This is a genomic window from Kitasatospora sp. NPDC004745, assembly GCF_042873275.1.
GTDB lineage: Bacteria > Actinomycetota > Actinomycetes > Streptomycetales > Streptomycetaceae > Kitasatospora.
In genome coordinates, this window is sequence record NZ_JBIALK010000045.1 from 1 (window position 1) to 13623 (window position 13623).

Sequence of the window (13623 nt, forward strand, 5' to 3'; positions counted from 1 at the left end):
AAGGGGGGGGGGGGGGGGGGGGGGGGGGGGGGGGGGGGGGGGGGGCGGGGCCGGCGGGCCCCGGGGGGGGGGGGGGGGGGGGCCCCCCCGGGGGGGGGGGGGCCCCCCCCACCCCCGGGGAAGCGGGGGAGCGGCGGAGCGGTGCGGGTCAGGAGTGGAAGGGCTCGGCCGCCGGCTGCACGCCGGTGTAGGAGGCGTTGCGCGGGTGGTCGCGCTTGAGGAACCACCTGCGGGCCGAGAGCAGCCACCAGAGGGTCGCGAAGCCCACGACGACCGCGACGGCGACCGGCGCGTAGTTGAAGTTCTTCGCGGTGACCGGGCTGACCTGCGGCAGCATGAACAGCACGGTGATCACCGCCACCCAGACCACCGCGACGATCCCGATCGGCCGGCTCCAGCGGCCCAGGTGCCACGGCCCGCGCTGGAAGCGGTCGCCCTGACGGACCCGCAGGAAGGTCGGGATGATGTAGGCGATGTAGAGGCCGATGGTGGCGATCGAGGTGACCGCGGCGTAGGCGGTGGTGTTGATGAGGTCCGGCAGGCCGAGGGCGAGGGCGCCCGCGACGGCCAGCCACACGGCGTTGGTGGGCGTGCGGGTCTTCGGGTTGATGGTGTGCCACACCCGGCTGAAGGGCAGCGCGCCGTCGCGCGAGAAGGCGTAGATCATGCGGGAGTTGGCGGTGACCGAGGCCATGCCGCAGAAGAACTGGGCGCCGATGACGATCAGCAGCAGGAGCTTGGCGCCGCCGATGCCGATCGCGTCGATGAAGACCTGCGCGGGCGGCACGCCGGTGGCGGTGCCGACGGTGGAGTCCCAGTCCTGGATGGCGAAGGTGAGGCCGACGATCAGGATGAAGCCGGCGACCCAGGACAGGGCGATCGAGCGCACGATGCCGCGGGGCCCGGCCACGGCCGCGTTGTTGGTCTCCTCGGTCATGTGCGCCGAGGCGTCGTACCCGGTGAAGGTGTACTGGGCGACGAGCAGGCTCAGCAGGCCGACGTAGAAGCCGCTCTGGAAGCCGGTGCCGTTGGCGAAGTGCCCGAAGACGAAGCTCGCGGACTGGTGCTTGGCGGGGACGATGGCCAGCACGCCGACGATCACGGCCACGCCGACGACGTGCCACCAGACGCTGACGCTGTTGAGGAACGCCACCGCCCGGACGCCGAAGGTGTTCAGGGCCCCGTGCAGCAGCAGGATGCCGGCGAAGAGGATCATGGTGTGCTGCGGGGTGCTCTCGTAGCCCCACTGCAGGTCGGCGTAGGCGTTGAGGAAGGTCGCCGCGCCGAAGTCGACGCCCGCGGTGACGGCGACCTGGCCGAGCACGTTGAACCAGCCGGTGAACCAGGCCCAGGCGGCGGCCGAACGGGCCGGGGCCATCTCCTTCGCCCAGAAGTAGAGGCCGGCGGACGTCGGGTAGGAGGAGCAGACCTCGGCCATGGTGAGCCCGACGAGCAGCGTCATCGCGCCGACCAGCACCCAGCCCCAGGTCAGCATGGCGGGGCCGCCGGTGGTCAGGCCGAAGCCGTAGAGGGTCAGGCAGCCGGACAGCACCGAGATGATGGTGAAGGAGACGGCGAAGTTGGAGAAGCCGGACATCCGGCGGGCCAGGACCTGGGTGTAGCCGAGTTGGGCGAGTCGTTCCTCGTCGGAGAGGCCGTCGGGTTCCAGGGGCATGACAAGGATCCTTCCAGGGGGGGAGGTGCGCGGAGGGGAAGCGGGCAGGGAGGGACTGTCGGGCCCGGGACGCTGGTCCGGGGCGGGCACCGCGGGGCGGGTGGGGGGAGGACGGGCCTGGGTACCGGGTACCGGGTACGGAGTGGACGGGCTGTGCTCGGGCCGGACGGCGGACCGGCCGGGGCTCAGGACCGCCGGCGCCACCGCGAGGTCTTGGTCGAGGCGTACGCCCGCTCCCGGTGCTTGACGAAGAGGGCCCGGGCGTCGCCGCAGTACGACCACGGCAGGCGCGTGGCGTACGGGCCGATCTCCTCGAACACGTCCAGCGCCTCCTCGTGGCGCCCCGCGAAACAGAGCGCGTGCGCCAGGTAGTTGGCGTCGTCCGCGAAGTTGGCGTGCGGTTGCGGGGCGCGGTAGTGCCACCACCGCTCCAGCACCCGGTCGATGTCCGGGCAGTCCAGCCAGGGGTGGACGGTCGGCCCGAACCGGCGCGGGTCCTGGGCCGTCCGGTGCCGGTGGTACTCGGCCTGGGCGACCAGCAGCAGGACCGGTGTCGGGGTGCCGCGCGGAGCCTGGTGCACCTGCTCGTGGGCCCAGTTGAACATGGCGGTGGTGGAGCCCTGGGCGCGGGGCATCAGGTAGGCCAGTAACTCGTGGTAGCCCTCGCGGTTGTAGGGGTCGCGGTCGCGGACCTCCTCCCACAGCCCGGCCATCGCGGGCCAGTCCGGGGCGAGGGTGCGCACCAGCGCCATCATCACCAGCCAGGGCGAGGGGTCCTCGGGCGCGGCGGCGGCCGCCTCCTGGCAGGTGCGCCAGGCCGCCTCCCTGGACGCCTGGTCCGAGTCGGTGCCGGCCAGGATCACCCGCAGCGACCGGACGTGGGCCAGCGCCGCCAGCGCGTCGGGGTTGCCGGGCTCGGCCGCCATCCAGGTCTCGACCCAGCGCAGCCGCACGCCCTGCCGGGCCAGCACCTGCAGCCGGAAGACACGGCGGTCCCAGTCGCTGCCGGTGGCCGCGATCAAGTCGCGCGGGCCGTCCCAGCGGCCCATCGCGGCGTCCTCGCACACGGCGCGCAGCGCCCGGTCGTCCCGGGCCGGGTGGTCGTCCAGCGAGGATGCGTCGCGTCCCGGTCCCCTAGCCACGGAGGACCCCTGACGGAGCTGGTGCGGGTGCCACGGATGCTCTTTTCCTTCGACGGTCGCCGACGGCCCCGGCGGCGGTGCCGGGCCTGCGGTTTCCGTTGGGTGTGTCCATGCGGGCGAATACGAAGCGTCAACCGTTCGTCGCGCTGCGCGGAAGTAGAAAATCAGAAACGGACAGGCCGCAGGTAGGGCTCACTGGGGGTCCACTCGACGGGAGACGGGCACACTCGTGCCCGTCGTCGGTCCAAGTTCGGGCAAACGTGCCCCCCGGCGGGTGGCGGCGGCCCTACAGTTCCGGTCCATGACCAGTCGCCGCACCGGAACGACCACCCTGGAGAGGCGGCCCAACTGGCAACTCGCCGACCTCCTCGACCAGGCGGGCCTGTCCAACAAGCAGTTCGCGCGGTCGGTCCGGGAGACCGCGGTCCGGCACGGGCACGACGCCAAGTGCACCCACACCAGCGTCCAGCGCTGGCTCGACGGGCGGAGCAGCCGCGCCGTGCCGCCCGAACTGATCGCCGAGACGCTCTCGTTGGCCCTCGGACGGCTCGTCAGCACCACCGACATCGGCATGCCGACCAACCGCCACCGCGACCTGCTCGCGACGATGACGGAGTTCATCGACGAGCCGGCCGACCTGGTGGCCGCCGCCCGACGGCTCTGGAGCAGCGACCTCGACCAGCACAGCGCCATCCGGGTCGAGATCCCGGCCGGCGCGCTCAGCGGCCCCGCCCTGCACTGGCTGCTCGCCCCCGCCCCGCCGCCTCCCCCGGGCCGCGGCGCCGGCCCGCTGGTCACCGCGGCCGACGTCACCCGGGTGCACACCACCTGCCGGACCTTCGACCAGATCGCCGGGCGGCACGGCGGTGCGGCGGCCCGGCTGCCGGCGGTGCAGTACCTGCACACCGGCCTCAGCCCGCTGCTGACGGGGCGCTACCCCGGGCCGGTCGGGCGGCTGCTGTTCGGCGCCACCGCCGAGGCCTGCCTCGGCATCGGCCGCTACGCCTTCGACGAGGGCCTCTACGGCCTGGCCCGCCGCTACCAGCTCCTCGCCCTGTTCATGGCGCACCACGCCGACGACCGACTGGTCGGCGCCCACGCGCTGGCCGCCCTGGCCGACCAGTCCCTTACGGTCGGCGACCACCCGCCGACGATGGACCTCGTCCGGGCCGCCCTGACCGCCACGGTCGGCCACGACCCGTACGCCCGGGCCGCGTTGCACGCCAGCGAGGCCCGGGCGTACGCGGCCCGCCGCGACCCGGCGGCCACCGCGCGCGCACTGGCCGAGGTCCGCAGGTGCCTTGGGCGCGCCGCCCAGCCGGCCCCCGAACCGCACGGCCCCGACCGCACCGGCGGCTTCGGCCCCGCCGACCTCGCCGACTGCGAACTCCGCTGCCTGCTAGCCCTCGGCGACCACCGGGCGGCCCGCGACTGCGCCCGGCTGGCCATCGCCGCCCGGGACCCGGGCCGCGTGGTCGACCAGGCGATCGGCTACGGCCTGCTCGCCCTCGCCGAGGCCGGCAGCGGCCGCCCCGACGAGGCCTGCCAGGCCGCGGAGCAGGCGCTGCGGCACGCCGACGGGGTCCAGTCCGCCCAGGTGGCCGGTGTCCTCGACCACCTCGCCGACCGGCTGGACCGGCTCGACCGGACCGACCGCCTGGACCGGCCGGACCAGGGGTCGGCGCCCACCCGGGCGGGCGCCGTGGCCCAGCGGATCCGCGCGGCGCTGCGCTCCGGCCAGTACGCCGGGTCCGCCCGCCGGCCGTGAGGCGGGGCCCGCGGCCGGGCCGCACGACCGCGCCGCCAGCCGCGTGACCGGGGCGCGGACGCAGGACCCCGGATCGCGGTCTCCCGTCGGGCGGGGGCGGCCCGGCCCGTAGGATCGGAGCCCGCCGCAGGGAGCCCAAGTCCCGTGCGGGCGGCGGGGAGTGGATGGGGGGCGTATGAAGGATCGTGACATCCGGTGGAGCGTGGTGCGCGGCGGGGCCGTCGCGCTGGCCGCCTGGTGGCTGTGGATGCCGCTCGTCGCGCTGCTGGCCTGGCTGGTCAAGCACTTCGCGTTCGGCGGGTTCGGGCAGCAGGACCAGAGCTACGTCCTGCTGCTGGAAAGGGAGTTCTTCCCGCACGGCTCCGTGCTCGACTCGGCGCCGCTGTTCTGGTTCTGGCTCGCGGTGGGCCTGTGCGGCACCGTCGTCGCGGTCGGCTACGTCGCCTCCGAGTCCGGTGCGGGCTTCGGCGGCTGGCGGGTGCGCCTGACGATGGCGGCGGTGGTGCTGGCCCTGGTCGGCTCGCTGGTGCGGGCGGGCACCGGGCTCTGGGACGACGACAAGGACGAGGGCCGCTTCTACGCGGCGGCGACGGTCCTCGACATCCCGGCGGGCGGGGCGGGCACGCCCCGCTCGGTGCTGCCGGTGACCGAGCACACCCGGGCCGGCGACGGCGACCGCTGCGACCTGGTGGGCACCGCGGACGTGCCCGCCTGCGTGAAGACCGCGCCGATGCCGGACTTCGACTTCGAGGCGCGCACCGCCTCCTACGCGGCGGCGACCAAGGCGCTCACCGACAGTGCCGGCCTGACCTCCGGGATCCACCTGCTGGGGCACAGCCTGCACTACCTGCCCGACGCCTCGAAGGGCGGCGGCGTGTGGACGGCCGTCCTGGACGGCTCCGGCGAGCAGCCGATGGAGGGCGTCGCCGTCTGGGACGGCCGCTCGAACGCGGTCGCGACCTGTGCGTTCCGCGGTGACCACGCGTTCGGCCGGGCCTTCGACGGCACCGGCGCCGTGAGCCTGCGCAACCTGCTCGCTGAGCGCTTCCCGGACCTCGTCTACAGCGACCAGGACATCTGGGGCTACTGCGACGGCGCCGACCCGCGGACGGCCCGGCCGGTGGTGGTGATCTCGGTGGCGCGGCAGACCGGCTGGAAGCAGCGCACGGTGCTGGCCCCGGCCGGGGTCCTGGTGCTGCGCGGCTCCGCGGACGGCCGCCCGGCCGTCACCTACCGGGCGGAGGTGGCACCGGGCGACCTCCCCGGCGCCGTCTACCCGGCCTCCGTGGTGCGGTCGCAGATCCACGAGGTGCAGTGGCTCGGCGGGCGCGGCGCCAAGGACGACCGCGGCTTCGGCTACGCCCACACCTCGGCGGCGACCAACGCCGTCAACCCGGGCGAGTTCCTGCTGCGCTCCAAGGCGGACGGGCACCTGTACTACGTCACGCCGCTGGTGCCGAGGGACAGCTCCTCGCAGCTGGTGGTGGCGTTCGCCGTCCTCCAGGCGGACCGCGCCGGCGGCGGCCTCAACGACCTGCACGTGTACGTCCGGGGCGACGACAGCCCGGCGGTCAACCTGGACGTGCTGGCCAGCCGGATGGTGACGTACATGGCGCAGCAGACCTCGATCACCGTCAGCGCCGGGCAGGGCGGCGCGCTGCAGGAGATCGTCCCGTTCGGCCGGGACATGTGGCGCGGCTTCGTGGACTTCAACGGGCAGACCCAGGACTACATCGACCTGTCCGGCGACGCCACCGTGACGCCCAACCTGGTGTCGCTGGGCGGCAGCATCACCCCGCCGGGCGGCCAGCCGGCGCCGGCGCCGACTCCCACCGGGCCCGCCCCGACCGGCCCGCCCGCCACCGCACCGCCGACCGCACCGGCGGGCGGGTGCGGGGGTGACCCGGGGCAGATGACGACCGGGCAGCTCGCGGCTTGCGTGGCGGACCTCTCCAGGGCCCTCCAGGGGCGCGTCCAGGAGCCGGCGCCGGCGCACTCCTGAACCGGTCACGACGCCACCGGCGCACCGCCCCCGCAGGGAGCGGGCCGTGCCGGTGGCGTCGCCGCGTTCCGGGCCGCTGCGCCGCGAGCCCTCGCGCCCGCATGCCCGAGTGCCCTTGCGTTCACATGCCCCGCGGACCCTTGCCCATCGCATCCGCGAGGCTACTGCCCGTGACGCCCTCGCGCCTGCAAGGGCGGCCGACCTGGTGAATCGTCCAGTCCCGCCGGACGGGGCTGGTGTCCGAGCCCACTCGTCCGCACCCCGGGGCGTTGCTTCAATCACCGTACTGAACGGTCGAGGACGGTGGTTGGACGTGGACCTGAACACGGTGGTGGACCCGTGCGGCGCGCGGCGTGGCGGGGCCGGACGGCCGGGGAGCGCCCGGCCGGGGGAGCGGGGCCGTACGGACCTCCGCCGGGAGCGGGCCGGGGAGGCCGGGCGATGAGCTTCCGCATCCGCGTCAACGGCGAGGAGTTCGACGCCGAGCCGAGAGCCGGCCAGTGCCTGCGGACCTATCTGCGCGAGCGCGGCTGGTTCGGGGTGAAGAAGGGCTGCGACGCCGGCGACTGCGGCGCCTGCACCGTCCAGGTCGACGGCGATCCGGTGCACAGCTGCCTCTACCCGGCGCTTCGCGCCGAGGGCCGCGCCGTCACCACGGTCGAGGGGCTGGCCAGGGACGGCGAGCTCCACCCGATGCAGCAGCGCTTCCTGGACGCCCAGGGCTTCCAGTGCGGGTTCTGCACGGCCGGGATGCTGATGACCACCTCCGCCGCCGGCTTCGACGAGGACAAGCGGGCCGACCTCCCGAGGGCGCTGAAGGGCAACCTGTGCCGCTGCACCGGCTACCGGGCGATCGAGGACGCGATCCGCGGCGTCCGGCACACCGAGTCGCCGTGCGCCGGCCAGGCCGTGGGCCGCAGCCTCGGCGCCCCCGCCGGGCCGCAGGTGGTCACCGGCACCGCCCGCTACACCTTCGACCTGGACGTCGAGGGCCTGCTGCACATGAAGCTGCTGCGCTCCCCGCACCCGCACGCCCGGATCGTCTCGATCGACACCGCGGCGGCCCTTCGGGTGCCCGGGGTGGTCGCGGTGTTCACCCACGAGGACGCCCCCGACAAGCTCTACTCCTCGGCCCGGCACGAGCACCCCACCGAGGACCCGGACGACACCCGGGTCCTGGACGACGTGGTGCGCTTCGTCGGTCAGCGGGTCGCCGCGGTGGTCGCCGAGAGCGAGGGCGCCGCGGAGGAGGGGTGCCGGCGGATCGCCGTCGAGTACGAGGTCCTCCCGTACGTGCTCGACCCGGAGGAGGCGATGGCGCCGGGCGCCCCGGTGATCCACCCCAAGGGCCCGGAGTCGCGGATCGCCCGCGCCGAGAACAACGTCTGCGGGGAGGCGCACGGCGAAACGGGCGACGTCGCCCGGGGCTTCGCCGAGGCGGACCTCGTCTACGAGGAGACCTTCCGCACCCAGCGGGTGCAGCACGCCAGCCTGGAGACCCACGGCTGCGTCGTGTACTTCGAGGAGACGGAGGGGGCGGGGGAGGAGCGGATCGTGGTGCGGTCCTCCACCCAGGTGCCGTTCCTCACCCGGCGGGCGCTGTGCGACCTGTACGACCTGCCGATGGAGAAGGTCCGGGTGGTCGCCGGGCGGGTCGGCGGCGGCTTCGGCGGCAAGCAGGAGATGCTCACCGAGGACATCGCGGTGCTCGCCGCGATGCGGCTGCACCGGCCGGTGAAGCTGGAGTTCACCCGCGCCGAGCAGTTCTACGGTGCCACCACCCGGCACCCGTTCCGGATCACCGTCAAGCTCGGCGCCAGGGCGGACGGCACGCTCACCGCCATCCAGTTCCGGGTGGTCTCCAACACCGGCGCCTACGGCAACCACGGGCCGGCGGTGATGTTCCACAGCGTCGGCGAGTCGATGGGCGTCTACCGGGCGCCGCACAAGAAGGTCGACGCGTACTCCGTCTACACCAACGGCGTGCCCGCCGGGGCGTTCCGCGGCTACGGGCTCGGCCAGGTCACCTTCGCCGTCGAGTCGGCGATGGACGAGCTGGCCCGGCGCCTGGGCGTCGACCCGCTGGTGCTGCGCGAGCGGAACGTCATCGGCCCCGGTGAGCACATGGAGGGCCCGCTCGGCGAGGAGGAGGACCTCCACATCGCCAGCTACGGCCTGGACCAGTGCCTCGGGGTCGTGCGGACCGCCCTCGCGGACGACACCAGCGCCGAACTGGCGCCCGAGGGCTGGCTGGTGGGTCAGGGCTTCGCCATGGCGGCGATCGCCTGCGGGCCGCCCGGCGGGCACATCGCCGACGCCACGGTGAAGCTGCTGGAGGACGGCACGTACGACATCGCCGTGGGCACCGCCGAGTTCGGCAACGGCACCACCACCGTCCACAAGCAGATCACCGCCGGGGCGCTGGGCACCACGGTGGACCGGATCGCGATCCGGCAGTCCGACACCGACGTCGTCCGGCACGACACCGGGGCCTTCGGCTCGGCCGGCACCGTCGTCGCCGGCAAGGCGGTGATGAAGGCCGCCAACGCGCTCGCCGAACTCCTCCTCAGCTTCACCGCCGAGTACGCCCGCACCCCGCGCAGCCTGCTGCGGCTCACCGCCGACGCCGTCGAGTGCGACGGGCGCACGGTGCCCCTCAAGGAGGTCTTCGAGGCCGCCCGCGGCCGGGGCGTCGAGCTCGCCGCCGACGGGCACTTCGGCGGCTCGCCGCGCTCGATCGCCTTCAACTCCCAGTGGTTCCGGATCGCCGTCGACCCGGACACCGGCGAGATCCGCATCCTGCGCAGCGTCCACGGCGCGGACGCCGGGAAGGTGATGAACCCGCTGCAGTGCCGCGGCCAGGTCGAGGGCGGCGTCGCCCAGGCGCTCGGCGCGACCCTCTTCGAACAGGTGCTGGTCGACGACCGCGGCGAGGTCACCACGGCCGCCTTCCGCCGCTACCGGCTGCCCGCGTACGCGGACGTGCCCCGCACCGAGGTGCACTTCTCGGACACCTCCGACGCCATCGGCCCGCTCGGCGCCAAGTCGATGTCGGAGAGCCCGTTCAACCCGGTGCCGCCGGCCTTCGCCAACGCGCTGCGGGACGCCACCGGCATCCGCTTCACCGAGGCGCCGTTCCTGCGCGACAAGGTGTGGCAGGCGCTCGACGAACACCGCAGGAGCGCGGGCGCGGCGGGCCCGCCCGGACGGGCCTGAGCGGGACGGCCGGACCGGGCCTGCCCGGCCGGCCGGGAGGGGCCTGATCGGGGCGGGACGGGCCTGATCCGGACAAGCGAAATGTCGCCTTCCTGGAGCCGGAACGTGTCGAACCCGTGTGCCCCCGCCGCCCGGTGGCGCGCCGGCCCAGTCCTCCCCGGCCGGGGCCGGCGGGGTGGTGCGGCTTCCAGGCCGGCCCCGCACTGGTGCCGGGGGTGAGGAAGTGGTGCGTGGTGCAGACGAGTTGAAACGCACGGCGGATTCCGTGCGCCCCTCCGGCGCGGTCTCCGCCGCGCGCTCCCGTGAGCATGCGTCAAAGTTCAAGTTCTGCTGCGAACTTGTCCCGGTCCCCTTTAAGCTCCCGTTAACAATGGCGGCTTTTCGCCACTCACGAACTCCCTCACGAGGTCGGGCGGAAGGCCCAGGCTGGACGATGAGAGCAGGGATGACAGAGACAAGTGAGCGGACATCCGGGATCGCACGCGGCCCGGACCGGCGACGGGCGGGAGCTCCCGGCGGCCGCACGGTGGGCGGCGCCGTGGTGGCGGTCGCCGGGATCGGCGCCTGCCTGTTGGCGGCGGCCCCGTCGGCCTCGCCGCGGGCGGTCGACGAGGGGGCGGTGACGGTCCGCGTCGTGCGGGCCGTGGACACCAGCGGAGTGTGGACGCCGGCCCTGGAGCCGGGCATCGCGGGCGTGCGGGTGACGCTCACCGACGACGCCGGTGCCGGCGTCGACGGTGTCACCGCGGCCGACGGGACGGTGACGCTGGCACCGGCCGGGACGAAGCTCTCCGGCGGCAGGTACCGGGTGCAGGTGGTGAATCCGAAGCCGGGCGTGCTGTTCCCGGCCTTCGCCTCGCGGCAGGGGCTGGACGGTGCGCCGAACCGGCTCAGCAGCAACGAGGAGTTCGTGGACCTCACCGGCGGCAGGAAGGTGGCGTACACCACCGGACTGTGGAACCCGGGCGACTACTGCCAGAAGAACGCACCCCTGGTGACGACCTGTCAGGCCGCGGCCAGGGAGGGCGGCGAGCAGCGCACGCTGGTGTCGTTCCCCTACAGCGCGCGCGGCCAGGACGGCGTGGACGTCAACGTGACGGACCTCGCCACCGTCGCGGACACCGGCACGCTGTTCGGCATCGCCTGGAACAAGGCGGACCGGCGGGTGTTCTCGGCGGCGACGGCGAAGCGCACCACGCCCTACGGCCCCGGCGGAGCCGGCGGAATCTACGTCACGGACCCGGTGCAGAAGCGCACCACGCTGTTCACGACCGTCCCCGACGCCGGGTCGACCGGGCACGGCACGGGCACCGACGACGCGTTCCTGGGGGTGCCCGGCAAGGAGAGCCTGGGCGGCATCAAGATCACCGACGACGGCCGGAACCTCTTCGTCGTCAACCTCAACGACCGCAGCCTGTACCGCTACGACGCCACCGGGGCGACCGCGGCCGCGCCCGACGCCGTCCACCGGATCCCGGACCCGGGCTGCCCGGCGGCCGGGGACTGGCGGCCCTTCGGCCTGGGCCTCCAGGACGGCACCGGCTACCTGGGCGGCGTCTGCTCGGGCGAGTCCACCGGGAAGACCTCGGACCTGCGTGCCGTGGTCCTGCCGTTCGACCCCGCCACCGGGGTGTTCGGCAAGGCGGTGCTGGACCAGCCGCTGGACTACCCGCGGCAGTCCACCGTCGGCGGCGGGCCGTGCGACGGAGCGGGCTGGTTCCCCTGGACGGACACCTACCCGACCGAGCAGAACGGCCGCCCCTGCGGCAACTCCACCATCGCCAAGCCCGAACCGGAGCTGGGCGAGATCGCCTTCGAGACCGACGGCTCGATGCTGCTGGCCTTCCGCGACCGCTTCGGCGACCGCGCACCGGCCGGCCCCACGCCGGGATCCGCCGCCGTCGTCATGTCGGGCGGTGACCTCGACAAGGCCTGCCCGGCGAACGGCGGGTACGTGATGGACACCAACAACGGGTGCGGCCTCGCCCCCCGCGGCACCCGCTTCTTCGACACCAGCTGGGGCGGCCACCGCAACACGGCGTTCGCCGGCATGGCCCTGTCCAGGGTCGAGAGCACCATCGCGGTCTCCGCCTTCGACCCCAACCACACCGCCCTCGGCTACGGCACCTCCTTCCTCCGGCGCACCGGCGAGCAGGACCCGAAGTTCGGCCTGCGGCTCAACCCGGCCGGGGCGGTCGCCCCGTTCGGCAAGGGCGCCTCGATGGGCGACCTCGAGGTGCTCTGCGACCAGGCGCCGCTGCAGATCGGCAACCGGGTCTGGTACGACCCCGAGCGCAAGGGCACCCAGGGCCCCGGCCAGAAGCCCGTGCCCGGCGCGACCGTCAACCTGTACGACGAGGCCGGAAAGCTCGTCGCCACCACGAGGACGACCGAGCGCGGCGAGTACTACTTCGACGGCTCCAACGTGCCGGGAGACCTCAAACCGCGGACCAAGTACACCATCCGGCTCGACAATCCGGCCGACTACGCCAAGGGCGGCCCGCTGTACCAGTGGGTGCCGACCGACCACGACGTCGGCGACAACCGCTTCGTCGACTCCAAGGGCGTCGTCCCCGCCGGGGGCAGGTTCCCCGAACGTGCCCTCACCACCGGCGGCCCGGGCCAGAACGACCACACCTTCGACTTCGGCTTCCGCCGCCAGGAGGGCGCGCTGCGCCTGGTCAAGCACGACCAGGACGGCAAGCCGCTGACGGGCGCCCGGTTCCAGCTGTGGAGGGAGAGCAACGGCACCGACGGACTGCAGAGCACCGGGGCGAAGCCCGACACCGCCGTCGGCGACCCGTGCACGACCGGGGCGGACGGCCTCTGCCAGGGCAGCGGCACGCCGGGGACGTACTACTGGCAGGAACTGAGCCCGCCGACGGGCTACGCCGCACCGGAGAACCCGGTGGCCGGGCCGTTGGTGCTCACCCCGGACAACCTCGACGACGGGGTCTCGGTGACGGCCGTGAACCGGCTCATCCCCACCCCGACGCCGACCCCCACCCCGAGCTCGACGCCGTCACCGACATCGTCGCCGACGCCGTCACCGACCGCGCCGACGACCACGCCTCCGGCACCGCCGGCGCCCCCGGGCGGGCCGGACGCGCCGGCACCGGCGCCGCCGCGCCCGGCCCCCGGCGGGCAGCTGCCCGGCACCGGCGCCGGACAGGCGCTCCCGATGGCCGCGGCCGCGGCCGTGGCGCTCACCGTGCTCGGTGCGGCGCTGCTGGTGACGAGCCGCAGGCGCAGGGCCGGGAGGCAGTAGACCCGGGCCGCCGGGCACAGCGGTAGCGGTCATGGGCGGGTTCGCGGGCCACCGGTCCGCGGACCCGCCCGGCCGTGGTGACCGACCGAGGAGAGAGGGCAGACGCATGGCCCGCAGGACGAGGACCGACCGCGGTGCGCCGCGGCGGACCTTCTGGCTCAGGACCGCGGTCGCGGTCGTGGTGTGCGCCGCCGCCGTCGGCGGTGTGGCCGCCTACCGGACCGTCTCCGCCGAGCCCGGGGAGCGGGCGGTGACCGGTGACGAGGCGGCAAGGCTGGCCCTGTCCCGGCTGAACCTGTACCAGGCGAGCCCGGTGACGGTGGCCCTCACCGCCGCGGAGGGCGGCGGCGTGCAGGTCAGGGTCGAGGGGATCGTGGACTACCGCACGCACCGCGGCGCGGGCCGCTACCTGGTCACCGGGGCGAACGGGCCGCTCGACCACGGCCTGATCGTCTGGGACGCCGGCGGCCTCGGCCTCGCCCCCGCGGCCCAGGGCGCCCCCGCACCCGACGCCGCCGGGCCGCCCTGGGAACAGGCCGAGCGCGTCCCCCG

6 protein-coding genes are annotated in these 13623 nt (G+C 74.5%); 4 read left to right on the plus strand and 2 right to left on the minus strand.

Going from position 1 to position 13623, the window contains the following annotated elements; all coding sequences use genetic code 11:
• Positions 1-148: 148 nt before the first annotated feature.
• Positions 149-1675, minus strand: coding sequence for an amino acid permease (locus tag ACFYUY_RS38455; RefSeq protein ID WP_360222616.1), 1527 nt, complete (start codon positions 1673-1675; stop codon positions 149-151).
• A gap of 185 nt (positions 1676-1860) precedes the next feature.
• Positions 1861-2817, minus strand: a complete 957-nt coding sequence (locus tag ACFYUY_RS38460) for a hypothetical protein (protein ID WP_360222619.1) — start codon at positions 2815-2817, stop codon at positions 1861-1863.
• A 301-nt stretch (positions 2818-3118) separates the two neighbouring features.
• Between ACFYUY_RS38460 and ACFYUY_RS38465 the strand changes: the two genes are divergently transcribed.
• The 4 genes from ACFYUY_RS38465 to ACFYUY_RS38480 all read left to right on the plus strand — a co-directional run bounded on the left by ACFYUY_RS38465 (position 3119) and on the right by ACFYUY_RS38480 (position 13071).
• Positions 3119-4585, plus strand: a complete 1467-nt coding sequence (locus tag ACFYUY_RS38465) for a hypothetical protein (protein WP_387907923.1) — start codon at positions 3119-3121, stop codon at positions 4583-4585.
• A 175-nt stretch (positions 4586-4760) separates the two neighbouring features.
• On the plus strand, positions 4761-6587 hold the full coding sequence (locus ACFYUY_RS38470) for a hypothetical protein (RefSeq protein ID WP_387907926.1): 1827 nt from the start codon (positions 4761-4763) through the stop codon (positions 6585-6587).
• 441 nt (positions 6588-7028) lie between these two features.
• On the plus strand, positions 7029-9803 hold the full coding sequence (locus ACFYUY_RS38475; protein ID WP_387907928.1) for a molybdopterin-dependent oxidoreductase: 2775 nt from the start codon (positions 7029-7031) through the stop codon (positions 9801-9803).
• 445 nt (positions 9804-10248) lie between these two features.
• Positions 10249-13071, plus strand: coding sequence for an SdrD B-like domain-containing protein (locus ACFYUY_RS38480; RefSeq protein ID WP_387907931.1), 2823 nt, complete (start codon positions 10249-10251; stop codon positions 13069-13071).
• The last annotated feature ends 552 nt before the right edge of the window (positions 13072-13623 follow it).

Excerpts from the sequence above, each read along its gene's own strand:
- ACFYUY_RS38455 (WP_360222616.1), bottom strand. The coding sequence starts at position 1,675 with ATGCCCCTGGAACCCGACGGCCTCTCCGACGAGGAACGACTCGCCCAA.
- ACFYUY_RS38465 (WP_387907923.1), top strand. The coding sequence starts at position 3,119 with ATGACCAGTCGCCGCACCGGAACGACCACCCTGGAGAGGCGGCCCAAC.
- ACFYUY_RS38470 (WP_387907926.1), top strand. The coding sequence starts at position 4,761 with ATGAAGGATCGTGACATCCGGTGGAGCGTGGTGCGCGGCGGGGCCGTC.
- ACFYUY_RS38475 (WP_387907928.1), top strand. The coding sequence starts at position 7,029 with ATGAGCTTCCGCATCCGCGTCAACGGCGAGGAGTTCGACGCCGAGCCG.
- ACFYUY_RS38480 (WP_387907931.1), top strand. The coding sequence starts at position 10,249 with ATGACAGAGACAAGTGAGCGGACATCCGGGATCGCACGCGGCCCGGAC.